Here is a 21,881-nt window from a genome sequence, read left to right as displayed (position 1 = left end):
GGCCGCCGATCTGCTCTTGTTGGGCTGCGCACGGACAATTGCCCATCTACGCCAACCCTGGCGCCAACACGTTCCAAGAGGTACGTCAACAACGAGGCAGGGAAGCCTTGTCGACATGACCGAGAAGGTCCGGTCGCGCTTCTCAATATTGCGGAATGATGTATTCCGAGTCCTCGGAAATAGCTTCGGCCCGGCATCGATCCAGGTAATTCGGATACGCGGCCGGGCCGAATGGAAAAGAATTTCAGAAACCGTCCGGCGGCTGGTCAGGCAGCAGGACGGGTACTTCCGGCGGAGGCCGCGTCTATACAGGCGGCCTCGGCGATCAGGATGATCTTCTCTACGTGCGGCAACAGTCGCATGCCCGCCTCGGTGAGCTGGACCCGGCCGCCGGCGCGATGGAACAGCTCGGCCCCGATGTAGTCCTCGAGGTTCTTGATGTGGGCGGTGACGCTGGGCTGCGAGTAGTGGAGGTTGCGAGCGGCGCGAGTGAAGCTCATCTCGGCGGCTACTTCACGGAACGAGCGTAACTGCTGGAACTGCACGGCAGGGGCTCCCTTCTGCGAGACTCAGAGCCTCGGAGGATAGGAACATACCACGGTGCAGGTATAACTGCAGTGTGAGGATTCGCGCCTCCCCCTCCCGCACGACTGCGGACATACCTGTGGCCATGCCCGCAGGGAGGGCATGGCCACAGGTCAGCCGCTGCTTCGTGGTTGACAGCGGGTTGGGCGCAGTGGACTAGTCGGACATCTCCATCGGTGAGAGGAGGTCCCGGGCGATCTGTGGGAGCAGACGGTCGATCAGGACCCCCGTGCGCGCGGATCCGTCGGCCGCGCGCGGGATCGCGTCGACGGCCACGGCGTGCGAGAGCACCCACGGCATGCGCCGCTCGCAGGCGGCCAGCGCGGCCTGGCGTCCGCCGGCCTCCTGGTCCTCCTCCGGGAGCGGTACGAAGGCCACCACCAGCGTCTCGCCCACCTCGGGCAGCCGGGTGCGCATGACCGCGACGTCCCGCACGCAGGGCAGGTCGAGGAGTTCGAGTTCGAGTGCGAAGAAGGCCGTCTCGAAGTCCTCCACCAGCAGCTCGTCGTACGGCTGATCGTCGAAGGAGGGCAGGTTCACGCGGACATCTCCTGTTGCATCGACTGCTCAAGCTGCAGGTTCAGAGTGATGATGGGCAGCACCGCGTCGAGCAGGTCCCCGGTGCGGATCCGGCCCGTCGGGCTGTACGGGATGGTGTCGACGGCGATGACGTGCGCGGGCAGCGACGGCACCCGGCGGGCGCAGGCCGCGCTGAGCGCCTGGTACCCGGTGGCCTCGCGGCCGACCGCCACGGCGATGAAGGGGACCACGATCGCGTCGCCCAGCACCGGGCTGCTGACCCGCATGACGGCGGTGTCGCGCAGGCAGGGCAGGTTGAGCAGGTCCGACTCCAGCCGGAACAGCTCGGTGTCGACCGCCGAATCGCGGACCACCACGGGCACTTCGGTGACCCGCCCGGTGACCAGCAGCCGGCCGGTCTCGTCCACGTGCCCGGACTCGTCGGTGACCAGGAAGCGCTCCGCGCCCCAGCCGAGGTCCAGCTCGGCGAACCGGGTCTCGCCGTCCAGGTAGCCGTCCATGACCTGGTGGCCCGCGAAGGCGAGGCGGCCGCTCTCGCCCTGCGCCACCGGCTGCCCGTCCTCGCCGAGGACGGCGACGGTGGTGCCGAGCGTGGTGTGGCCCGAGCGCGGCGGCGAGACCAGCAGCTCCTCGGGGCCCATGACGGCGGTCAGTCCGGTCTCCGCGCTGCCGAGCGCGGTGTGCAGCACCGGGCCGAGCCGCTCCCAGGCCGTGTTGACGGTCCACCGGCCCAGGTGGGCTCCGGGAGTCAGGAGGAACCGCAGGTGGCGGGTGCGCGGCGAGGGATCGGCGGTCTCCGGCAGGCCGAGCACGCCGTGCAGGGTGGAGGGGGTGATCACGCCGGTGCTGACCCGCTCGGCGACGAGCAGCGCGGTCAGGGTCTCGGGGCCGGCTCCGTCGGCGAGGACGACGGTGGCGCCGATGCCGAGCATCGTGCGGGCCAGTGCGAGGGCCGTGGGCTCGGTCGGCGGGGCGGAGGCCAGGTGGACGTCGTCCCGGTTGAGGCCGAACTCGTCGACGAGGTCGACCAGGTGGCGGCCCTCGGAGGGGGTGCGGCGCACGGCGACCCGGGAGGGGCCCTCGCTGCGCGCACCGACCGCGAAAGACTCGTACGGCCGGGGCGCCGGCAGGGTGCGCAGGGGTTCGGCCGAGGTCAGCAGGTCGAAGTTGAGGGCCTGGTGCTTGCCGGGGGCGGCCGGGGCGCCGGGCGCCGTGATCCCGTCCAGCAGGACGTGCACGGCCTGCGGGCCGCTGGGCCAGACGAGCTGGTCGAGGGTGGCGCGGTGCTCCTTGGTCACGAAGACCACGGACGGCTCCAGCCAGGAGAGCACCTGGCCCAGGTCGTCCGTGCCGCTCTGCGGATCGAGACCGGTGCAGGAGACGCCGAGGGTGGCGCAGGCGCTCATCGCGACGGCGAGCTGCCAGCTGTTCCCGGCGAGGAAGACCGCCCGGACCGCGCCCTCTTGGGGCAGGTGCTCCGTGAGTCCGGCCGCCGTCCGCTCCACGGTCTCGGCGAACTGGCCCCAGGTCAGCCGCACCTGGCCGTCGACCAAGGCATCCCGCGTCGCGCCGCCCGCCGCGTGCCGGCGGATGTCATCGAGCTTGATCATGTGGGTTCTCCGTGGTCGGTCAAGAGCCTCGTATGTGGCCCGGGGCCGCGCTCATGGAAACAAACCTGCATGAAGGTAGGCAACCGTCATCGGAAGAACTGATTGTCTCCACCCGGAGCACCGAACCGGTTGCGGAAAGCCCTCCGCCGGGCGTCGAGGACGCCCGGCGGAGTGAAGCGGGGAAAACCGTGTGGTCGCCGGGACGTTCCGGCCAAAGGACGTACTAGGCCTGGAGCTCGACCGAATCGGCGGATTCGGCCTCGGCCCGCTGGCGCAGGTGCTTCTCCAGATCGGCGGCGACCCGCTCGGCGCGGCCGGGAGCCATGTCGAGTTCGGCCAGGACCGTCGGCAGCGCGATGATCGGCATGATGTGCCTGAGCAGCACGGATACCCGTACTTCCAGGTCTTCCCAGTCGGACATCACCTCTGAGAGCACCTGCACTCCGGTGAAGGCGCCGACGATGAGGTTGGCGACCGCGTCCAGGTCCACGTGCGCATGGAGCTCGCCGCACTCGCGGGCCTGCCCCAGGGCGAACCGGTTGTGATCGAGCCAGTCCTGGTAGGGCCGCAGGCGGTGTTCGTGATGACTGCCGCGCTCCAGGGAGAGCCTCAGGCTGCCCTGCACGATCGGATCGCTGCGGATCTGAACGGCGAAGAGCATGCCCTTGTCGATCATCTCCTGGAGGCGGGTGCTCCGCGGCAGGATCGGGAAGCCGACCGTGTCGATCTGGCTGGCCAGGACGGCCTGGGCCAGCTCTTCCTTGCCCTTGAAGTAGTAGTAGAAAGCACCCTTGGTCAGGCCGAGCCGCTGGTAGACGTCCGCGATCGTGGCCCCGTTGAAGCCCTTCTCCGCGAACACGGCGCCGGCGGCCTCGACGATGAGTTGCCGGGTGCGTCGAGAAGCCTCCCTCTGAGACACCTTCGCTCCTTCCACGATGCTGGCGGCCACTGATGCACCTCCTCGGGGGTATGAGCATGTCACCGAAAACAGCCGTTGCAAATTATACCAGGCAGCACGTATCTTGCGGCGAACCGAGACATACCACGAGTGGCTCGAATGTGCCTCGAAGTCCGGAGGGGAAATCATGTTAATCACGTCGTATGCGAGCGAAAACGCCCAAAGACCGTCGGTCGGGGTCTCAGATGCAAGGCCTCCGGCCGTACCCAACTGGCTCGTGCACCGTCCCAACACCTCCGAGGTGTTCCTCTCGGCCTGGGAACGCACTGCTCCCGACCGTTTCAACGTGACGCTGCGTTGGCCTGAAAGCCACCCGTTCCATACCGCGCTCCACGGTTTCCGTTCGCCCACCGTCATCGCGGAGGCCATCCGCCAGACCGGCATCCTGCTCTCCCACGCCGAGTACGGCGTCCCCCTCGGGCACCAGTTCCTGATGTCCGACATCCACTACCGGATCGATCCCGGGCTCCTGGCGGCGGACAGCGGCTCCCCCGTCCACATGGACGTCGTCTGCACCGACGTCAACCGCCGCGGCACCCGCTTCTCCGGCATGGTGTGCCACATGACCGTGATGCAGGCCGGCCGGGTCATCGCGACCGGCGGCGGCAACCTGACGTGCACCTCTCCCGGCGCCTACCGCCGGATGCGCGGTGAACACGCGGACGCCCGGCCGCTGCTGCCCGTGCCGGAACCGGTGGACCCCTCCCTCGTACTGCGGTCCGAGCCGAGCCACGTCCTGCTGGCTCCCACCGTGGACCCCCTGTGCTGGACCCTGCGGCCGCACACCACGAACAAGACGCTGTTCGCGCACGAGAACGATCACGTACCCGGCATGGTCCTCCTGGAGGCCACCCACCAGGCCGCCTTCGCCGTCGCGGGCACCACCCGGCTGTACCCCACCTCGCTCCATCTGACCTTCGAGCGGTACGTGGAGTTCCATTCCCCCTGCCTGGTCCAGGCGCAGCCGATGACGCGGAACAGGGACAACACCCTCTCCCTCAGCGTGTCCGGCCATCAGGGCGGCCAGCGAGTCTTCCTCGCCGCACTGGACGCAATTGCCGTTTCCGCCTGATCTCCTCCCTTTCCTACGAAATGGCCGTCGATTTCCTGCGATCCACTGGCCGAGACACCTCTGCGCCAAGTGGCGGCAAGGTCGCGGGCGTGTCAGCCTGTGACGTCATCCAACTCACCGTCACCAGCAGATGTAGGAGGGATACTCCTGTGAGCAGGCAGTGCCCGTTCGTCATCGATCCGCTCGGCCAGGACATACACGGAGAAATCAAGGAGATACGTTCCCTGGGCCGGGCCGCTCGGGTCGTACTCCCTGGCGGAGTGGAGGCGTGGTCCGTCACCGACTACGCACTCGTGAAGCGCCTGCTCACCGATCCCCGCGTGTCGAAGGACGCCTACCGGCACTGGCCGGCGTGGATCAACGGAGAAGTCGGCCAGGAGTGGCCGCTGTCCATCTGGGTCTCGGTACAGAACATGGTCACCGCCTACGGCGAGGAGCACGCGCGCCTGCGCAGGCCGGTGGCGGGGGAGTTCACCATGCGGCGCGTGGCGGCCCTGCGGCCGCGCGTAGAGGAGATCGCGGCCGGGCTGCTGGACCGCCTGGAACAGGCCCCGGCGGGACGGCCCGTGGACCTCCGCAAGGAATTCGCCCACGTGCTGCCGCACGCCGTCGTGTGCGAGCTCTTCGGAATTCCGCATTCCGCCCGCGATCCCCTGCAAAAGATCATCGATGGTTTCTTCGCCACTTCGATCACCCCCGAGGAAGCGGTGGCGAATGGCATAGCCATGTACGAAATCCTGAACCAAGTCGTGGCGCACAAGCGGGAAAATCCTGCCGACGACCTGACCTCCGGCCTCATCTCCGCACGCGACTCGGGCGCGGCGGACATGAGCGAGAAGGAACTGCTCGACAATCTCATCCTCCTGTTCACCGCCGGCTACGAGACGACGGTGAACCTCATCGACAACGCGGTCGTCTCCCTGCTCACACACCCCGGCCAGCTCGAACTCGTACGGGACGGCAAGGCCTCGTGGGACGACGTGATCGACGAATCCCTGCGCGCGGACCCGCCCGGCGCGCACAGCATCCTGCGCTACGCCGTCGAGACGATCGAGATCGACGACGACGTGCGGATCCCGCAGGGCGACCCGATCCTCGTCTGCTTCGCCGGAGCGGGCCGCGACCCCCTCCACCACGGAGCCGGGGCCGACCTCTTCGACATCACCCGCGGCACCCGCGCCGATCACGTGTCGTTCGGGTACGGAGCCCACCACTGCCTCGGCGTGAACCTGGCCCGGATGGAGGTCGCCATCGCCCTGTCCGCGCTCTTCGAGCGGTTCCCCGACATCGCCCTGGCCGTACCCGCCGATGAACTCCGGCCGAAGTTCTCGTTCGTCTCCAACGGACACCGCACGGTTCCTGTACTCCTGGGCCGGTCTGGCCCCCGCGAAGGATCTATTTCCGGCCAATAGTGCCGGGGTCCGCCCCTCCCTGAAGACTCCACCGGACGAACCAGACCGGACCGGACCGCGCCCGACGGAAGACGGAAGACGGAAGACTCACCATGACGGAAAAGACCGGCCTCCTCGTGGGCAAGCGGGCCCTGATCACCGGGGCGAGCAGCGGCATCGGGGCGGCCGCCGCCCGGGTGTTCTGCGAGAACGGGGCCTCGGTGCTCCTCACCGCCCGACGCGAGGAGCAACTGGCCGCACTCACGCGCGAGTTGACGGACGAGGGGTTCACCGCCGCCTACGCCGTCGTCGACGTGGCCCGCGCCGAAGAGGTCGAGGCGGCGGTGGACAAGGCGGTGGAGCTCTTCGGGGGCCTGGACGCCGCCTTCAACAACGCGGGGCTGGGGACCGTGCCCGCACCCCTGCACCTCACCGAGAACGCGGACTTCGAGGCCGTCATGGCCACCAATGTCCTCGGCACGTGGAACTGCATGAAGTACGAGATCGCCGCGATGCTGCCGGGCGGCGGGGCGATCGTGAACAACAGCAGCGTCGCGGGCCTCGTCGGCACCCCGGCGTCCGCCGCGTACATCGCGGCGAAGCACGCCGTCATCGGCCTGACGAAGGCCGCCGCCGAGTACTCCGCCCAAGGCGTCCGGGTCAACGCCATCGCTCCCGGCACCACGCGCAGCGAAATGATGGCCCAGTGGTTCGACCTGAACCCGGGCCTGGAGCAAGAGCTGCACACCATGGCCCCGCTGCCGCGTACGGCGGACCCGCGCGAGATCGCGAACGCGGCCGCGTGGCTGCTCAGCGACCAGGCGTCCTTCGTGGTCGGCGCGACCGTCCCGGTGGACGGCGGCTGGACCGCCCGCTGAGAGAACCGCTGGAACGAAGTAGAGCCGTACGGACACTTCGGAGCACCCGGCCGGGCGCCGTACCCACGTCGATGGAATCGAGCCCATGCAGATATCCGAGAGACCCAGGGTGATCGTCCTGGCGGGAGCCACCGGTTTCATCGGCTCGGCCGCACTGGACACCCTGGCCCGCCGCCCCGACGTCCGGGTGCGGGCCCTCGCCCGCACCCCCGGTGCGGCGCGCGAAGGCGTGGAGTGGGTACCGGCCGACCTGTGCGACCCCGGCTCGCTGCGCGGGGTCTGCGAGGGCGCGGCCGCGCTGGTGAACCTGGCCTCCTACATCGGGCGGGACGCGGCTCGCTGCCACACCGTCAACGTCCTGGGCGGCGCGGCCCTCCTCGCGGAGGCCGTGCGGGCGGGGGTGCGCCGGATCGTCCACCTGTCCACGGCCGCGGTCTACGGGATCCTCCCGCACCGCGGCATCGAGGTCGACGAGGTGGCCCCCGACCCGGTGTCCGCCGCCAGCCGCAGCCGACTGGCGGCGGAGGCCCCGGTACTGGCCGCCGGCGGGACCGTCCTGCGGCCGGGTCTGGTGCTGGGCGCCGGTGACCGCTGGGTCGTCCCGGCCCTGGCCGAGCTGATCGACCGCGTCCCGGCCAACTGGGACGGCGGCCGCGCACTGTTGTCCGTGGTCGACGTCTGCGAACTGGCCCGCCTGATCGACGCCCTGGCCACGGCCCCGGAGCCGCCCGGGGGCGGGATCCACCACGCGAGCCACCCCGCCCCGGTGACGAGCGCCGGCCTCGTATCGGCCCTGGCCGCCGAAGGGATCCTGCCCGAGGTACGGGAGGAGTGGCCGTGGGACCGCTGCGTGGAGCGACTCCGCGAGCGCCCCGGCCAGGTGACGGAGCGGCAGTTCTCCCTGCTGGCCCGCGACTACCACCAGCGCGCCGACCCCATCTGGAAACTGACCGGACTGCGCCCCACACCCACGCCCCTCGCCCTGCTCCCCTCCGCCACCCCCTGGTACCGCGCCCACCTCGCCCGCGGCTAGTGCTGTGGCCCGTCTCTTTCGGATCTTGCCGATCAGGCCCTCTCGTTCAGGATCCGGAAGCGACCGATGTCCCCCGGATCCCGGTCGACCACGCGCACCGGTGTCCAGGCCCACTGCCACACGCCGATCCCCGGCATCCGGGAGAACCGGATCGGCCCACGGGTCCCCTCGACCGCCACGTGCGGCCATGCCGCGGCGACGGCCGCCCGGTCCGTGCCGTGCGAGCGCAGCACCTCGGCGAGGACGGTGACGCTGTCCCAGCCCTCGAAGGCCACGAACGAGGGCTCTTCGCCCAGCCGTTCGCGGAGCTCCTTCCCCACCCGCTCGCCGAGCGGGCCCAGGCGCTCGGGCAGGTAGCGCAGGAAGGGGATCCCGGCGCCGTCCGCGCCCAGCGCCCCGGCCCATCCGGCGAACTCCGGCTGTCCGGCCGGGGCGCCGATCAGGACCTCCCCGAGCCGCCGGTCCGCCCGTACTGCCCTGACGATCGCCGCCGCCGGATCCGGATACCCGACCAGCAGGAGGAGCGCCGTCGCACCCTGCTCGACGAGCGCGTCGCACAGGCCCTCGGGGGTGAGCGCATGGGCGTCGATCTCGACGACGGTGCCGCCGCGGGAAGCGAGGTGCTCCCGCAGGATGCGGGTCCCGGAAGCCCAGTAGACGCTCGGCTGGGTCGCCACCGCGATCCGTTCGTGGCCCGCCCCGAGGAGGAAGTCCGCGTACGTCCGCCAGCCGTGGGACTGGGCCGGGGCCAGGCGCGCGACCCACTCCGTCGGCTCTTCGGTGAGCGCGTCGAGCACCGCGGAGGAACAGAGGAACGGCACACCGAGGGCGTCGGCCCGCGCGGCGGCGGCCCGGGCGACGACGCTGTGGTACTCCCCCACCACGGCGGCCACCCCCAGACCGGCCAGTTCCTCCACGGCCGCCGCGGCCCGCTCCGGATCGGCCGCGGTGTCCCGGACCACGAGCTCCAGCGGCCGGCCACCGACCCCTCCCGCGTCGTTGACCTCGCGCACGGCCAGTTCGAGCCCCGCGAGCAAGTGCCGCCCCGCGTCGACCCAGCCGGGCCGCGTCAACGGCGCGAGAGCCCCCAACCGCACGGAGGGCCCGCCGACCCGCTCCCCTGCTGACGACAATGCCGACGCGTTCACAGCGTGACGCTCCTCTTTCCCCGCGCCGCTACGACCGAAGTCCGCCCGACGCACCCGTTTGATCATCCCGCCCATTGGATCCACCCCAACCCCCCGGGGCAACCGCATACTCCCGGACGCCCACCCCGCGGGAACCGGGCCCCCCACCCCCGACGTCGTCGTACCCACCGCACGCCACACCCCATCCCCCAAACACAACAGGCAGGACCATCCCCATGCCCCAGCCAAACTCGGGCCCACCCCCCAGCCCAACCCCGGCCCCAACTCCCGGCTCGACTCCCAGCCCGACCCCGGGCCCAACCCCCAACCCGACTGCCAGCCCGACCCCGAGCCCGACTCCCGACCCAACCCCCGGCTCGACTCCCAGCCCAACACCGGACCCAACCCCCAGCCCGGCACCCAGCCCAACCCCGGCTCCGGCTCCCGGCCCGACTCCCAACCCGACCCCGGGCCCGACCCCCGACCCGACCCCGGGCCCGACCCCCAGCCCAACCCCGGACCCGACCCCCAGCCCAACCCCGGACCCGACCCCCAGCCCAACCCCGGACCCAACTCCCGGCCCGGCACCCAGCCCAACCCCGGACCCAACTCCCGGCCCGACTCCCAACCCAACCCCGGACCCAACCCCCAGCCCGACTGCCAGCCCGACCCCGGGCCCGACTCCCGGCTCGGCTCCAAGCCCAACCCCAACCCCAGCCCCAACCCCGGACCCGACTCCCGACCCGACCCCCAGCACAACCACCGGCTCGACCCCCAGCCCAACCCCGGGCCAGTCCCAAGGCCCCACCACCAGACCCCGCCCCCTCCTCCCCCGCCGGCCACCCGGCCCCGGCCCCGGCCGTCGCCCACGTCCCTGGCCCTGGCCCTGGCCATCGCCCTCGGCCCGCACAACAGCCCTCCCCGTACTGCTCCCCGTACTGCTCCCCGTACTCCTCCCCGTACTCCTCCCGGTCCTCCTCGCCGCACTCCTCACCCGCCCCTCCCTGGTCCCCAACACCCCAGGTCACCCCGGCAGCTTGCTGGAGACGTTCCTCCCCTGGCTCGGCCTGGCCGTCCCCCTCCTCCTCGCCCTGGCCCTGCGACGCCGCTCCGCCGCCATCGCCCTGGCCCTCCTGCTCCCCACCGCCGCCTGGCTGGGCCAGTTCGGCAGCCTCCTCCCCCGCCCCGCCGCACCGGCCACCGCCCGCCCCACCCTCACCACCGTCCAGCACAACATCAGCGACGAGAACCCGGACCCCTCCCGCACGGCCCGTGCCCTCGCCGCCGCCCACCCCGCCCTCATCGCCGTCGAGGAGCTCACCCCCGCCGCCATCACGGCCTTCACCGACACCCTCGCCGCCGACTACCCCCACCAAGCCGTCCACGGCACGGTCGGGCTCTGGTCGACGTACCCGCTCACCGACGTCCGCCCCGTCGACATCAAACCGCCGGCCCTCGCCGGCGACCCGCACTGGAACCGCGGCCTGCGCGCCACCGCCGCCACCCCCGGCGGGCCCGTCGCCGTCTACGTCGTCCACCTGCCCTCCCTGCGCCTCGGCGCCTCCGGCTTCGGCTCCGCCCGCCGTGACGAGAGCGCCCTCCTCCTCGGCGCCGTCCTCGCCGCGGAACCCGCCGAACGCGTCGTCCTGCTCGGGGACCTCAACGGCACCGCCGACGACCGCGGCCTGGCCCCCGTCCGCACCGCCCTGGCAGCAACGCCGACATCCGCTCCCGGCTTCGCCTTCACCTGGCCCGCGTCCTTCCCCCTGGCCCGGATCGACCAGATCCTGACCCGCTCGGGAACCGTCACCCAGGTCCGTACGCTCCCCGCCACACCCAGCGATCACCTGCCCCTCACCGCCGACATCCAGTTCGATTAACGTACGGTCATGACTGAATTCGTACTGGTGGCAGGCGCCTGGCTGGGAGCGGCGGCATGGGACGAGGTGGCCGCCGAACTCCGCACCGCACTGCGCACCACGGGTGAGGGCGACCACGAGGTGCACGCGCTGACCCTGTCCGGCCTCGCGGAGAAGCAGGGCGTCGCGGCCGGCCAGCAGACGCACGTCACGGACATAGTCGACGCCATCGACGGACTCGGTCTGCGCGATGTGGTCCTCGTGGGCCACAGCTACGCCGGCATCCCGGTCGGCCAGGCCGCCGAGCGGATCGGCGCCCGCCTGAACCGGGTGGTCTTCGTCGACGCCAACGTCCCCACCCACAACGGATCCTTCGTCTCCGCCTGGCCGGACGGCCGCGCGGCCGTGGAGTCCTCCATCGCGGCGAACAACGGCTTCTGGCCTCCCCAGCAGGCCGCCGACTACGAGGGCCAGGGCCTCACCCCCGAACAGATCGCCCGGCTCCTCGCCGGCTCGACCCCCCACCCGGGCGCCACCCTCACCGAACCGGCCGTCCTCACACACCCGCTCGCCGAGCTCCCCGCGACCTACGTCAAATGCCTGCTGGACGGCGCCGAACCCCACCCCGACGTGGCGGAGCTCCTGTCCACCGGCCCGGACTGGCAGCTGGTCACCCTGGACACGGGCCACTGGCCGATGTTCTCCGCCCCCTCCGCCCTGGCCCGCGTCCTCCTCGAAGCCGCCGCCCAGGACACCCCGCCGCCGGCTTCCGCTCTGCGCATCCACCCGGTGCACGCCGGCTCCGAAGCCGCCCTGCACGACTGGCAGCACGTCCACAACACCGTCATCCCGACGGCCGTCCTCTCCCTCGAAGACGTGCGGGAGCGCTCCGCCCGCCACGTCCTGCACATCGCCCACCTCGGCGACACCCTCGTCGGATGCACGACGGTCCGTCCCCCCGCCGCAGGCTCCACGACCGCCACCGTGATCTCGCGCGTCCTTCCCACCCACCGGGGACGGGGTTTCGGCCGAGAGCTGTACGCGTACGCCCTCGCCCAGGCACGGGCCCTGGGCGCCGAGGTGATCGAAACCGTGGTCCTCGCGTCCAACCCGGAGGGCCTGAGCTTCGCGCACCGGGCGGGCTTCACCGAGTTCGACCGCTACGTCCTCCCCGGCGACACCGTCCCCTTCATAGACCTGCGCCTCGCGTGAGCACTCCCTGGGCCCGCCTCGAACTCACGGTCCACACCCTCGACTCCCCCAAGTTCACGCCGTACGTGGACCGGTCCCGCACGACGGGCCTCACCTTCACGCCCCTCGCCCGACTCGGCGACGCGGAGAACGCTCGGCCATCGCCATGAACCGCACCCTCGGCTACGTGGACGCGCACCGGCCCCAGCAGCCGGCTTGACCGAGCAAATCCGATGGCACCGACAGCGTTCGGGCGACAAGACTGGGAGGGTGACCCCCCTGCCGCCGGTACCGGACCCACGCTCCCGCAACATCGTTCTCGACTATGAGGACATGCAGGCCCTGGTTGCCGACCTGGTTCTGCCCGGCAACGCGTCGATGTACGTCATGAGCACGATGGAAACCTCCCGCGAGCTCATCCGACACTCCTACTACCGGTACGAGTTCGCCACCACCGCCGTCACGCACTCCCTGTTCGCCCTGGAACACGTGCTCACCGAGCGCCTCGCCGTCCGCAAGCCGCTCCAGGACCTGATCGAGCAGGCCGCCGAGACAGGGCTCATCCCGGCCGAACTGGCCACCCAACTCGACCGCAGCCGACAACTGCGCGACCAGCTCGCACAGGGCGCCGTAACCAGTGCCGACCTCGGCCCGACCACGGCCATCGCGATGGTGCGTGCCGTCTTCGACGCCGTTTCCCTGCTCCTTCTCCCGCCGCTTGCGATAGAAGCGACAGCCGCCCACACGACCGGGGAACAGCCCGAGGACCAACTCGCCCGGCTGTGGGAGGAACACCTGCGCGCGCTCTATCCCGACAGCTTTCGCGGCGTGGACATCGAGGGCGTGGACCTGATCCTCCTGGACGCCGATGTCGCGGGCCTCGTCCACACCGAGCTGAACGGCGGACTCGACGACAACGGCATAGCCATCCTCTGGGCGTGTATCGCCGACCTCGACAAGATCGATTCCCTGATCAACTCGGAGTACTGCGCCTCCTACTTCACGAAACTCCGCACGATGGCCGGCGTCGCAGCAGCGCGCCACATCCCCACCGCGACCTGACCCCCGGGGTCGGGGCGTCCAACCCTCCTGGAGCCGTGCCGCACCGGGCAGAACCCGCGTACGTCCAGAACCTGGGCTTCCCCCTAAGCCGGGCCCCGCCGCCTCCGGGAGACGGCAACGCCTGCCAGGCAGACCGCACCGCCGAGCAGGGTCAGCGCGGCCGGGATCTCGTCGAGGGCGATCCAGGCGATGAGCACCACGACGGCGGGCACCGCGTAGGTGGTCGCGCCCATCTTCCCCGCGGTGGTCCGCGACAGCGCGTACGTCCAGGTGGTGAAGGCGAGCGCGGTCGGGAAGAGCCCCAGGTAGAGCATGTTGAGGACGGCGTCGAGCGGCGCCCCGGGAAGCTGGTCGACGAGCTGCCAGACGAAGGGCAGGGTGACGGCCGTGCCGACGAAGCAGCCGTACGTCGTCACCTGGAGCGGGCTCGCGTACGCCAGCGCCGGCTTCTGCGCGACCACCCCCGCCCCGTAGGTGAGCGCGGCGACCAGGCAGAGCAGGACCCCTCCCAGCGAGGCGGTCCCGCCGTTCGAGGTGGACAGTCCGACCAGCACCGCTCCGGCGAAGGAGACCGCCATGCCCGCCAGCAGCATGGGCGGGAAACCCTCCTTCAGCAGCCAGCCGCTGAGCAGGGCGATCACGATCGGGCCGATGTTGACGATCATGGCCGCGGTGCCGGCGTCCACCAGCTGCTCGCCCCAGTTCAGCGTCACCATGTAGAGCCCGAACCAGAGCACCCCGGAGACCAGGATCCCGGGCCACGCCTGCTTCGGCGGCGGCGGCACCCGCTTGATGACCAGTACCAGCCCGAGCGCGACCGAGGCTGTCAGCAAGCGTCCGAACGCGAGAGCTCCGGGCCCGAAGTGCGCGGCCGCCGAGCGGATGGAAACGAACGCGGAGGCCCACAGCACGACGGTCACTCCGGCGGCTATCAGCGCCCACCGGTCGGTCCTGATCTGATCAGAAGTCTTGTCCATGCGAGCAAGCTACCTGCCCCACCCGAAAGGCCCGTTGTCCTTTCTCGAGCGCCTACGCTCCGGCCGGACCCGGCACGCCCCGCAGCAGCTCCGCGTAGCCCCGGGGGTGCGTGGTGTTGCCGTTGTGGCCGCCCGGGAAGACCCGTATCTCCGTGTCCAGGAGGGCCGCCAGTTCCGTCGCGCACCGGTGGTCGAAGACGGTGGACGGGGTGGCGGCGCCCAGCGCCGGGATGATGCGCGTGCGGCTCCGGGTGAGGGCGTCCACGTCGAGGGTGTCCTCGACGATCGCCGTGAAGTCGTGCTCGATGAAGTAGCCGAAGTTGGCACGCCGGCGCTCGTCCAGGGGCTGCGGGGTCAGGCCCTGCTCCGCGTCGCGCCGCGCGAGGTCTATTCCGAGGACCCGCGCCATCTCCGGAAAGACGGCTTCCAGTCCGCCCTTGCGGTAGATGCCCTGCAACTCCTTGAGTTCGGCCACGTGCCCGGCCCGCTCCCCCTCGGGCAGCAGCCACGGGGCCACGGGCTCGTGCGCGATGAGGGTGCTCACCTGTTCCGGGTGCCGTACGGCCAGGTGCAGGCCTATGACGGCCCCCAGACTGCAGCCGAGCATCGTCACCGGCTCGTCGGTGACGGCAGCCAGCAGCCGGTGCACGTCTTCGGCGTGCTCGGCGAGCGAAGCCGTCCGGCCGGGCTCCTCCGACCGGCTGCGCGAAAGTCCACGGCGGTCGTAGGTCAGTACGGTGAAGGCGTCGGTGAGGTGCGGGACGAGATCCACGGTGCGGTCGGCGTCCCCCTCCCCACTCTGCGCGATGAGCAACAGCGGACCGGAGCCCTGCATTTGGTAGTGGAGCACGGCCCCCTGAACCGGAAGCGTGCCGGCGACACCGGACTCGATGCTGACAGTCATGACAACTCCTTGCTCGCGGCTCCGGACCCCCAGTCCGTCACTCTCTGCAACCACACTAACCCATCGAATCAGATACATCAATATAGATGGATCGAAAAAGATGCATCTCCTTCGATGCTTCACCCGTCTTCGATGTACCGTGATCCGGTGGACGGAATCGAACTCTTCCTGCTGGGCCGTGCCTTGATGAAGCTCGGCGAGGAGGCCCTGCCCGAGCCCCCCGGCGGCCCGGGACAGTACGCCGGGGGCACCCGCTCCGTCGTGATCGTCGCCGGCGACATCGCCGCGCACCCCGACACCACGGTCGGCGAGACGGCCCAGCGCACGGGCCTCCCGCAGAGCCAGGTCTCCGGGGCCGTCGCCCGCCTGCGCGAGGCCGGCTCCGTACAGACCTCGCCCGACCCCGCCGACCGCCGCCGCACGCTGGTCCGCCAGGCCCCCGGAACCTCCGCGCGCGTGGCCGCCGTACGCGCCGCCGGAGCGTCCAAGGTCGAGGACGCCCTCGCCCGCGCCCTCGGCGAGACCGAAGCGGAACGACTGCCTGAACTGACCCGAGCCCTGGAGGTCCTGGCCCGCCACCTGGTCCCCCGCGACACCCACTGACCCATCGGTGCGGCGGCGCCCGGCGCGGGGTTCCGGCGCCGAGAAACCCACCGCACCACACCGTCAGGCGTCGCCCAGCAGCAGCTTCTTCTGCGGCTTGCCCATCGCATTGCGCGGAATCGCCGCAACGAACCGCACCTCGCGCGGCCGCTTGTGCACCGACAGCTGCGCGGCGACGAAGTCCGTCAGTTCCGGCCCCGTGACGCCCTCGGCCACCACGAAGGCCACGATCCGCTGCCCGAGATCCGCGTCCGGCAGCCCCACCACCGCCGCCTCGCTCACCTTGGGGTGATCCAGCAGCGCGTTTTCGATCTCGCCCGCGCCGATCCGGTACCCGCCCGACTTGATCATGTCGATGGAGGCCCGGCCGACGATCCGGTGGACCCCGTCGGCCTCGTCGACGGCCGCGATGTCGCCCGTACGGAACCACCCGTCCTCCGTAAAGGCGGCGGCCGTGGCCTCGGGCCGGCCCAGGTACCCGGAGAACAGCGTCGGCCCGGTGAGCTGCAGCTCGCCGATCTCGGCGCCCGCCTCCGCCACGATCCGCGTACGGATGCCCCGGAGCGGAGTGCCGACCGTACCGGGCCGCACCTCCCCGCCCGCGCGCCCGCTGATGGTGATCAGCGTCTCGGTCATCCCGTACCGCTCCACGGGCCGCAGCCCGGTCAGCCGCTCCAGGTCCCGGAAGACCGGCGCGGGCAGCGCGGCGCTGCCGGAGACGAGCAGCCGGGCCCCGCCCAGCGCGGCGGCGGCCGCCGGCGCCCCCGCGATACGGGACCACACGGTCGGCACCCCGAAGTACAGGCTGCCCCCGGCCTCCGCGTAGGCCTCCGGGGTGGGCCGCCCGGTGTGTACGAGCCGGCTGCCGGTACGCAGCGCGCCGAGCACCCCGAGTACGAGTCCATGCACGTGGAACAGCGGCAGCCCGTGCACGAGGGTGTCCTCGGCGCTCCACTGCCAGGCTTCGGCGAGGGCGTCGAGGTCGGCGGCCAAGGCCTCGGCGGTGAGGACGACCCCCTTGGGCGGGCCGGTGGTCCCGGAGGTGTAGAGGATCAGCGCCGACTGCCCGGCACCCGCCCCCACCTCCGCGCCCCCGTCTCCGCGCCGTCCGAAGTCCACGTCGACGAGTACCGCGCCGGAGTCCCGCAGGATGTGCTCCCGCTCGGCGGGCCCCGCATCGGGCGGCAGCGGTACGAAGGGCACCCCGGCCAGCAGCCCGCCGACGACGGCGGCGACGGTCTCCAGCGAGGCCGTCGCGGTCACCGCGAAGGCGGGCGCCCCGGCGACATCGGCAGCCACGGCACGGGCCGCACCGAGCAATTCCTCATAGGAGGCCCCCCGCCCGGCCACCCGCAGGGCATCGGCCCGGTCTCCATACACCCCGGTGAGCGCGGTCAGCACTGATCCCCCCAAGGAGTCCGATCACCTGTCGACCGCCCCACCCTACGACCGCCCACCCCTACCGAGCGCCCACCCCAGCCCGCCCGGGCGTCTGCCAACCCGGCCAACCCGGCCAACCCAGCCCCGCCGGCGTTTGAGGCGCGGGGTCCGGGGCGGAGCCCCGGGCGGTCCGGGCACAGCCCGGGGAACGGAGGAAGGGCGGGTAGGGGACACCCCCGCACAGCGGCACCCCCGACCCGCACCCCACCCCCCTACCTCAGCGCATCAGCCCGCCCCCACGCGACAACGCGACGCCACGACCTCAGATCAACCCCTGCGCCAACATCGCATCGGCAACCCGCTCGAACCCAGCAATGTTCGCCCCAGCCACATAATCCCCGGCGGAGCCATACCGCTCTGCAGTCGCGTAAGACACCGCATGGATGTCCCGCATGATCCCCGCCAGCTCCGCCTCGACCCGCTCCGCGCTCCACGCGACACGCCCCGCGTTCTGCGCCATCTCCAGCGCGCTGACCGCGACCCCGCCCGCGTTCGCCGCCTTGCCGGGCCCGAAGGACACCCCGGCCGCCTGCAGCAGGTGCACCGCCTCCGGCGTGGTCGGCATGTTCGCGCCCTCCGACACCGCCCTGACCCCGTTGGCGATCAGCGTCCGCGCGTCATCGGCGTTCAGCTCGTTCTGGGTGGCCGACGGGAAGGCGACCTCCGCCGCCACGTCCCACACCCGCCCGCCCGGCACGAACCGCGCCGACGGCCCGCGACGCTGCGCGTACTCGCTCACGCGCCCGCGCTCGACCTCCTTGATCTGCTTCAGCAGCGCGAGATCGATGCCCTTCTCGTCAACCACGTACCCCTGCGAGTCGGACGCGGTCAGCGGGTTCGCCCCCAGCTGCTGCAGCTTCTCGATCGTGTAGAGCGCCACGTTCCCCGAGCCGGACACGACCGCCGTCAGCCCGTCGAGCGCCAGCCCCTTGACCGCCAGCATCTCGGCGGCGAACAGCACGCTGCCGTAGCCCGTGGCCTCCGGGCGGATCAGCGAGCCGCCCCAGCCCTGGCCCTTGCCGGTCAGGACGCCGGCCTCCCAGCGGTTGGTGATGCGCCGGTACTGCCCGAAGAGGTACCCGATCTCGCGCCCGCCGACGCCGATGTCGCCCGCGGGGACGTCCGTGTGCTCACCGATGTGACGGTAGAGCTCGGTCATGAAGGACTGGCAGAACCGCATGACCTCGGCCGCCGACCGCCCGCGCGGGTCGAAGTCGCTGCCGCCCTTGCCGCCGCCGATGCCGAGCCCGGTCAGCGCGTTCTTGAAGACCTGCTCGAAGCCGAGGAACTTCACCACGCCGATGTCCACGGACGGGTGGAAGCGCAGGCCGCCCTTGTACGGGCCGAGCGCGCTGTTGAATTCGACGCGGTAGCCACGGTTGACGTGGACGCGACCACGGTCGTCCTGCCACGGCACCCGGAAGATGATCTGCCGCTCCGGCTCGGTGAGCCGCTCCAGCAGGGCCACACCCGGTTCCGCGTACTCGGGACGTGCCGCGAACACGGGGGCCAGGGTGTCCAGGACCTCCCGTACGGCCTGGTGGAACTCGGGCTGGGCGGGGTTGCGGCGCTCGATGTCGCCGCGCAGCGCGTCCAGCCGGCCCTGCGGGTCCTTGGGGTCCGTCACGGTCTGTTCCTCCTGGTGTCTACGCCGGGGCCGGCTCCGAGCCTAGGCTCGAAACTCCGGACCAAACTTCCGCATAGCGGAATCCATTATCCGAAAACAGTCACAGCCGGAGGGTACCCCGCCCGCCGACCACGGCCACGAGCCTTTCCGGCCTGCTCGGCTCGGCCCCTACTCCACCGTGGACCACTCGGCTCCCACTCCACCATGGACAGAACCAGGAGGAAGGACATAGACAGGCCGTATGGACATCGCACGGGTCGCCGCCCTCGTCGCCGCGACGCTCACCACGGGCCTGATGGCCGGCCTCTTCTTCGCCTTCGACGTCGCGGTGATGCCGGCCCTCAAGCGCTCCGACGACCGGACCCTCATCTCCGTCATGCAGCGCGTGAACACCTCCATCATCAATGGCTGGTTCATGCTGGCCTTCCTGGGCGCGATGCTCTTCACCGGCCTCGCCGTGGCCCTCCACCTGCCCGCCGGCGAGCACGCGCCGCTCCCCGCGCTGACGGGCGCCCTCGTCATCTACGTGCTCGCCGTCGTGGTCACCGGCCGGGTGAACATCCCGCTCAACAACGCCCTGGAGGCGGCCGGTCCCGCCGAGCGGATCGCCGATCCGGCCGCCGTGCGCGCGGCGTTCGAGACGAAGTGGGTACCCGCCAACCGCTGGCGTACCGCCCTGTGCACGGCCGCCCTGGCCTGCCAGTCCTGGGCCCTCCTGGCGGCCTAGACCGCCGACACCGCCGACGTCCCTGCCCCTGTCGCCGTCCCCGTAGCCCGCCCGTACAGTACGAGCGCCCGCGCCAGGGCGGTCAGCGCCGCCGCGCAGAGCAGGGTGCGCACGATGTTCGCCGTCTCCCAGGTGCCCTTGAACTTCTCGACGACCGAGAAGTCGGTCAGCTTCGCGGCGTCACCCAAGTCGGCGAGCTCGTTGTTGAGCGGGATGTTGACGGCGAAGGTGACGACGAGCACGACGAGGTACGCCGCCGCGGCCACCGCGGCCCACAGCGCGACCGCGCGGCGCCCGGCCCGCGCCTCGACGAACGCCGCGGCGAAGGCGGCGAGCAGGGCGACGACGAAGGCCGTCCCGAAGAGCGGGTTGCCGTCGATGACGGCGTTGAAGCTCTGCATCGCCGTGACGTACGTACGGTCGTCGGTCTTCGCCAGTCCCGGCATCACCGAGACGTCGAAGGCGAAGAACAGCCCTGCCATCAGGCCGACCAGCACCGTCGACAGTACGAGCAGTGCGGTGGAGAGTCTGGTGCCGGTGGATCCCATCAGATGTGCCCCCGTATGTCCGAAAAACCGAAACGCGGGAGGCTCCCACCGCCCCCCGACGGCTGTTGATCGTGCCATCACCGGTGCCATCCGGCCAGTGAATCTTCAGCGCCGCACAGTCAGGGCCACAGCCACGGCCACAGCTCCGCCCCCAACCCCGCCCCCGGCCACAGCCCCCGCCAACCCGCATGTAACGCACACGTAGGCTGCGCGAATGAGCACCTCCACCAAGTCCCTCCACCTAGCCCCGGTCACCCCGGACAACATCGACGCCGTCTGCGCGCTGTCGGTCCGCCCCGACCAGGAGCACCTCGTCTCCCCGGTCGCGAAGTCACTGGCGGAGGCCTACGCCCACGGGGAGATGGCCTGGCCCCGGGCGATCGTCGACGGCGAGGAGATCGTCGGCTTCGTGATGGCCTTCCTCGACATCCCCTGGGACCCGGCCGTGGACCCCCACGACATCCGCTCCGGCCTCTGGCGGCTGAACATATCGGCCGCCCACCAGGCCAAGGGCTACGGCCGCTTCGCGGTCACGACGGTCATCGCCGAACTCCGCCGCCGGGGCACCTCCCACGCCTACGTCACCTGGCACCCGGGCCCCGGCACCCCCGAACCCTTCTACCTCTCCCTAGGCTTCCGCCCGACGGGCGAACTGAGCGACGGCGAAACGGTGGCCGTCCTGGACCTCCGGACCCCCTGACACCACCGCCCCTACCCCGCGGCCGCCGTCGCGGCCGCCGCCCCCGCCCGGTACTCCCGTGGACTGACGCCCCGTACCCGCTTGAAGGCCGTCGAGAGGGCGAACGCCGAGCTGTAGCCGACCCGGTGGGCGGCCGAGGCGAGCGTCGTGGACGGATCGCGCAGCAGGTCGGCCGCCATGGCCAGGCGCCAGCCCGTCAGATAGGACATCGGGGGTTCGCCGACCAGTTCGGTGAAGCGGCGGGCCAACGCGGCCCGCGAGACGCCGACTTTGCGGGCCAGCGACTCCACGGTCCAGCCGTACGCGGGGTTCTCGTGCAGCAGCCGCAGCGCCGGCCCGGTGACCGGGTCGTTCTCGGCGCCGCCCCGCTCCGCGAGCCAGCCGCGTACGACGCCGATCAGCAGCAGGTCCAACAGCCGGTTCAGGACCAGCTCCTGGGCCGGCTCCGTACGGGAGATCTCCACGCCCAGCAGCCCGACCAGCGTCGGGTCCACCGGACCGACCAGCACCGGCGGAAGCGTGGTGAGCAGGCGGCTGCCGATCTCGCCCGGGTCCTGGTAGGTGCCGCTCAGCAGCACCGCCGAGCCCTCCGCCGCGCCCCAGGTCCGTACCCCCAGGGCCATGGAGTCGGACACGTCCTCCCCGCCGTCCACCCTGCTGCAGCGCTGGTCCGGCCCCACCCTGATCTGCGGGGGCGTGTCCTTGGCGTCGGCGAGGGTGTACGGATCCGGTCCCCGCACCAGGGCCGCCTCGCCCGGCCCGATGAGCACCGGCTCGCCCCCGTCGGGCAGCAGCCACGCCGATCCGTGCACCATCGTCATCACCGACAGCGGGGCCCGGTCCTCGATCCGGACCGACCAGGGCGGGTCGAACGCGCACTTGATGAGGAAGGCGGATTTGGCCTTGGGTCCTTCGAGCAGAGCCGTCAGCGTGTCCATCGGCCCATTCTCCCCACCCGGTCCCCGCCCGCCCACACCCTGCCCGCGCACGCTCCGCCCGCCCACGCTCGGGACGCCCACGCTCCGCGCACCCACACTCGAACCACGCAC

At 71.3% G+C, this 21,881-nt stretch carries 22 protein-coding genes and 1 pseudogene; 12 read left to right on the top strand and 11 right to left on the bottom strand.

Annotated features, from left to right (window positions below):
• Window positions 1–266 precede the first annotated feature (266 nt).
• The 4 genes from OG276_RS38960 to OG276_RS38945 all read right to left on the bottom strand — a co-directional run bounded on the left by OG276_RS38960 (window position 267) and on the right by OG276_RS38945 (window position 3,654).
• Entirely contained in the window at window positions 267–545 is a 279-nt protein-coding gene (locus tag OG276_RS38960) for a LysR family transcriptional regulator (RefSeq protein WP_266914254.1), read from the bottom strand.
• A gap of 196 nt (window positions 546–741) precedes the next feature.
• A complete protein-coding gene (locus OG276_RS38955; RefSeq protein ID WP_266914252.1) occupies window positions 742–1,125 on the bottom strand; it encodes a hypothetical protein in 384 nt (127 codons plus the stop codon).
• A complete protein-coding gene (locus OG276_RS38950) occupies window positions 1,122–2,735 on the bottom strand; it encodes a class I adenylate-forming enzyme family protein (RefSeq protein ID WP_266914250.1) in 1,614 nt (537 codons plus the stop codon). The genes OG276_RS38955 and OG276_RS38950 overlap by 4 nt, the downstream gene beginning before the upstream one ends.
• Before the next feature lie 223 nt (window positions 2,736–2,958).
• Window positions 2,959–3,654: a ScbR family autoregulator-binding transcription factor gene (locus OG276_RS38945; RefSeq protein ID WP_266914248.1), complete on the bottom strand. Its 696-nt coding sequence runs from the start codon at window positions 3,652–3,654 to the stop codon at window positions 2,959–2,961.
• A gap of 16 nt (window positions 3,655–3,670) precedes the next feature.
• Between OG276_RS38945 and OG276_RS38940 the strand changes: the two genes are divergently transcribed.
• The 4 genes from OG276_RS38940 to OG276_RS38925 all read left to right on the top strand — a co-directional run bounded on the left by OG276_RS38940 (window position 3,671) and on the right by OG276_RS38925 (window position 8,067).
• The gene (locus tag OG276_RS38940) at window positions 3,671–4,765 is read left to right on the top strand and encodes a ScbA/BarX family gamma-butyrolactone biosynthesis protein (protein WP_323182427.1); all 1,095 of its coding nucleotides are present in this window, start codon (window positions 3,671–3,673) and stop codon (window positions 4,763–4,765) included.
• A 149-nt stretch (window positions 4,766–4,914) separates the two neighbouring features.
• Window positions 4,915–6,177, top strand: a complete 1,263-nt coding sequence (locus tag OG276_RS38935; protein WP_266914244.1) for a cytochrome P450 — start codon at window positions 4,915–4,917, stop codon at window positions 6,175–6,177.
• 92 nt (window positions 6,178–6,269) lie between these two features.
• Complete coding sequence (locus OG276_RS38930) at window positions 6,270–7,034, top strand: SDR family NAD(P)-dependent oxidoreductase (RefSeq protein ID WP_266914242.1); 765 nt, start codon at window positions 6,270–6,272, stop codon at window positions 7,032–7,034.
• Between the two features lie 85 nt (window positions 7,035–7,119).
• Window positions 7,120–8,067 (top strand): NAD(P)-dependent oxidoreductase, encoded by a 948-nt coding sequence (locus OG276_RS38925; protein WP_266914240.1) that lies wholly within the window; start codon window positions 7,120–7,122, stop codon window positions 8,065–8,067.
• A 32-nt stretch (window positions 8,068–8,099) separates the two neighbouring features.
• Here the strand turns inward: OG276_RS38925 and OG276_RS38920 are convergent, their stop codons facing one another.
• Window positions 8,100–9,215, bottom strand: a complete 1,116-nt coding sequence (locus tag OG276_RS38920) for an ABC transporter substrate-binding protein (RefSeq protein WP_266914238.1) — start codon at window positions 9,213–9,215, stop codon at window positions 8,100–8,102.
• A 1,016-nt stretch (window positions 9,216–10,231) separates the two neighbouring features.
• Here OG276_RS38920 and OG276_RS38915 point away from each other — a divergent pair.
• The 5 genes and pseudogenes from OG276_RS38915 to OG276_RS38895 all read left to right on the top strand — a co-directional run bounded on the left by OG276_RS38915 (window position 10,232) and on the right by OG276_RS38895 (window position 13,306).
• Complete coding sequence (locus OG276_RS38915) at window positions 10,232–11,074, top strand: endonuclease/exonuclease/phosphatase family protein (RefSeq protein WP_323182426.1); 843 nt, start codon at window positions 10,232–10,234, stop codon at window positions 11,072–11,074.
• Window positions 11,075–11,083: 9 nt separating this feature from the next.
• Window positions 11,084–11,797 (top strand): annotated as a pseudogene (locus tag OG276_RS38910) (alpha/beta fold hydrolase); the annotation flags it as partial.
• A gap of 30 nt (window positions 11,798–11,827) precedes the next feature.
• Window positions 11,828–12,265, top strand: a complete 438-nt coding sequence (locus tag OG276_RS38905) for a GNAT family N-acetyltransferase (protein ID WP_266914625.1) — start codon at window positions 11,828–11,830, stop codon at window positions 12,263–12,265.
• Window positions 12,262–12,414: a hypothetical protein gene (locus OG276_RS38900; RefSeq protein ID WP_266914236.1), complete on the top strand. Its 153-nt coding sequence runs from the start codon at window positions 12,262–12,264 to the stop codon at window positions 12,412–12,414. Before OG276_RS38905 ends, OG276_RS38900 begins: the two co-directional genes overlap by 4 nt.
• Before the next feature lie 100 nt (window positions 12,415–12,514).
• Window positions 12,515–13,306 (top strand): hypothetical protein, encoded by a 792-nt coding sequence (locus tag OG276_RS38895; RefSeq protein ID WP_266914233.1) that lies wholly within the window; start codon window positions 12,515–12,517, stop codon window positions 13,304–13,306.
• Between the two features lie 83 nt (window positions 13,307–13,389).
• On the opposite strand, the gene OG276_RS38890 is transcribed toward OG276_RS38895, so the two are convergent.
• Window positions 13,390–14,283, bottom strand: a complete 894-nt coding sequence (locus OG276_RS38890) for a DMT family transporter (protein WP_266914231.1) — start codon at window positions 14,281–14,283, stop codon at window positions 13,390–13,392.
• 52 nt (window positions 14,284–14,335) lie between these two features.
• Window positions 14,336–15,187 carry an alpha/beta fold hydrolase gene (locus tag OG276_RS38885; RefSeq protein WP_266914229.1) on the bottom strand — a complete coding sequence of 284 codons (852 nt, stop codon included), beginning with the start codon at window positions 15,185–15,187 and terminating at the stop codon, window positions 14,336–14,338.
• Window positions 15,188–15,373: 186 nt separating this feature from the next.
• Here OG276_RS38885 and OG276_RS38880 point away from each other — a divergent pair, with 186 nt between their 5' ends.
• Entirely contained in the window at window positions 15,374–15,790 is a 417-nt protein-coding gene (locus OG276_RS38880) for a MarR family transcriptional regulator (protein WP_266914623.1), read from the top strand.
• A gap of 63 nt (window positions 15,791–15,853) precedes the next feature.
• On the opposite strand, the gene OG276_RS38875 is transcribed toward OG276_RS38880, so the two are convergent.
• Window positions 15,854–17,203: an AMP-binding protein gene (locus OG276_RS38875; RefSeq protein ID WP_266914227.1), complete on the bottom strand. Its 1,350-nt coding sequence runs from the start codon at window positions 17,201–17,203 to the stop codon at window positions 15,854–15,856.
• Between the two features lie 289 nt (window positions 17,204–17,492).
• Window positions 17,493–18,857 carry an NADP-specific glutamate dehydrogenase gene (gdhA, locus tag OG276_RS38870; protein WP_266914225.1) on the bottom strand — a complete coding sequence of 455 codons (1,365 nt, stop codon included), beginning with the start codon at window positions 18,855–18,857 and terminating at the stop codon, window positions 17,493–17,495.
• Window positions 18,858–19,098: 241 nt separating this feature from the next.
• On the opposite strand from gdhA, the gene OG276_RS38865 reads away from it, so the two are divergent.
• Window positions 19,099–19,584, top strand: coding sequence for a DUF1772 domain-containing protein (locus tag OG276_RS38865; RefSeq protein WP_266914223.1), 486 nt, complete (start codon window positions 19,099–19,101; stop codon window positions 19,582–19,584).
• On the opposite strand, the gene OG276_RS38860 is transcribed toward OG276_RS38865, so the two are convergent.
• Entirely contained in the window at window positions 19,581–20,132 is a 552-nt protein-coding gene (locus OG276_RS38860; protein WP_266914221.1) for a DUF1772 domain-containing protein, read from the bottom strand. The genes OG276_RS38865 and OG276_RS38860 overlap by 4 nt on opposite strands.
• A 214-nt stretch (window positions 20,133–20,346) precedes the next feature.
• Between OG276_RS38860 and OG276_RS38855 the strand changes: the two genes are divergently transcribed.
• Window positions 20,347–20,832, top strand: coding sequence for a GNAT family N-acetyltransferase (locus tag OG276_RS38855; RefSeq protein ID WP_266914219.1), 486 nt, complete (start codon window positions 20,347–20,349; stop codon window positions 20,830–20,832).
• Between the two features lie 11 nt (window positions 20,833–20,843).
• Here OG276_RS38855 and OG276_RS38850 read toward each other — a convergent pair whose 3' ends face one another.
• On the bottom strand, window positions 20,844–21,770 hold the full coding sequence (locus OG276_RS38850; protein WP_266914217.1) for an AraC family transcriptional regulator: 927 nt from the start codon (window positions 21,768–21,770) through the stop codon (window positions 20,844–20,846).
• Window positions 21,771–21,881: the final 111 nt, after the last annotated feature.

This window comes from Streptomyces sp. NBC_00086 (genome assembly GCF_026343255.1).
Lineage (GTDB): Bacteria > Actinomycetota > Actinomycetes > Streptomycetales > Streptomycetaceae > Streptomyces.
Note: the sequence above shows the minus strand (reverse complement) of the source record. Positions and strands in the feature narration are given on the sequence as shown.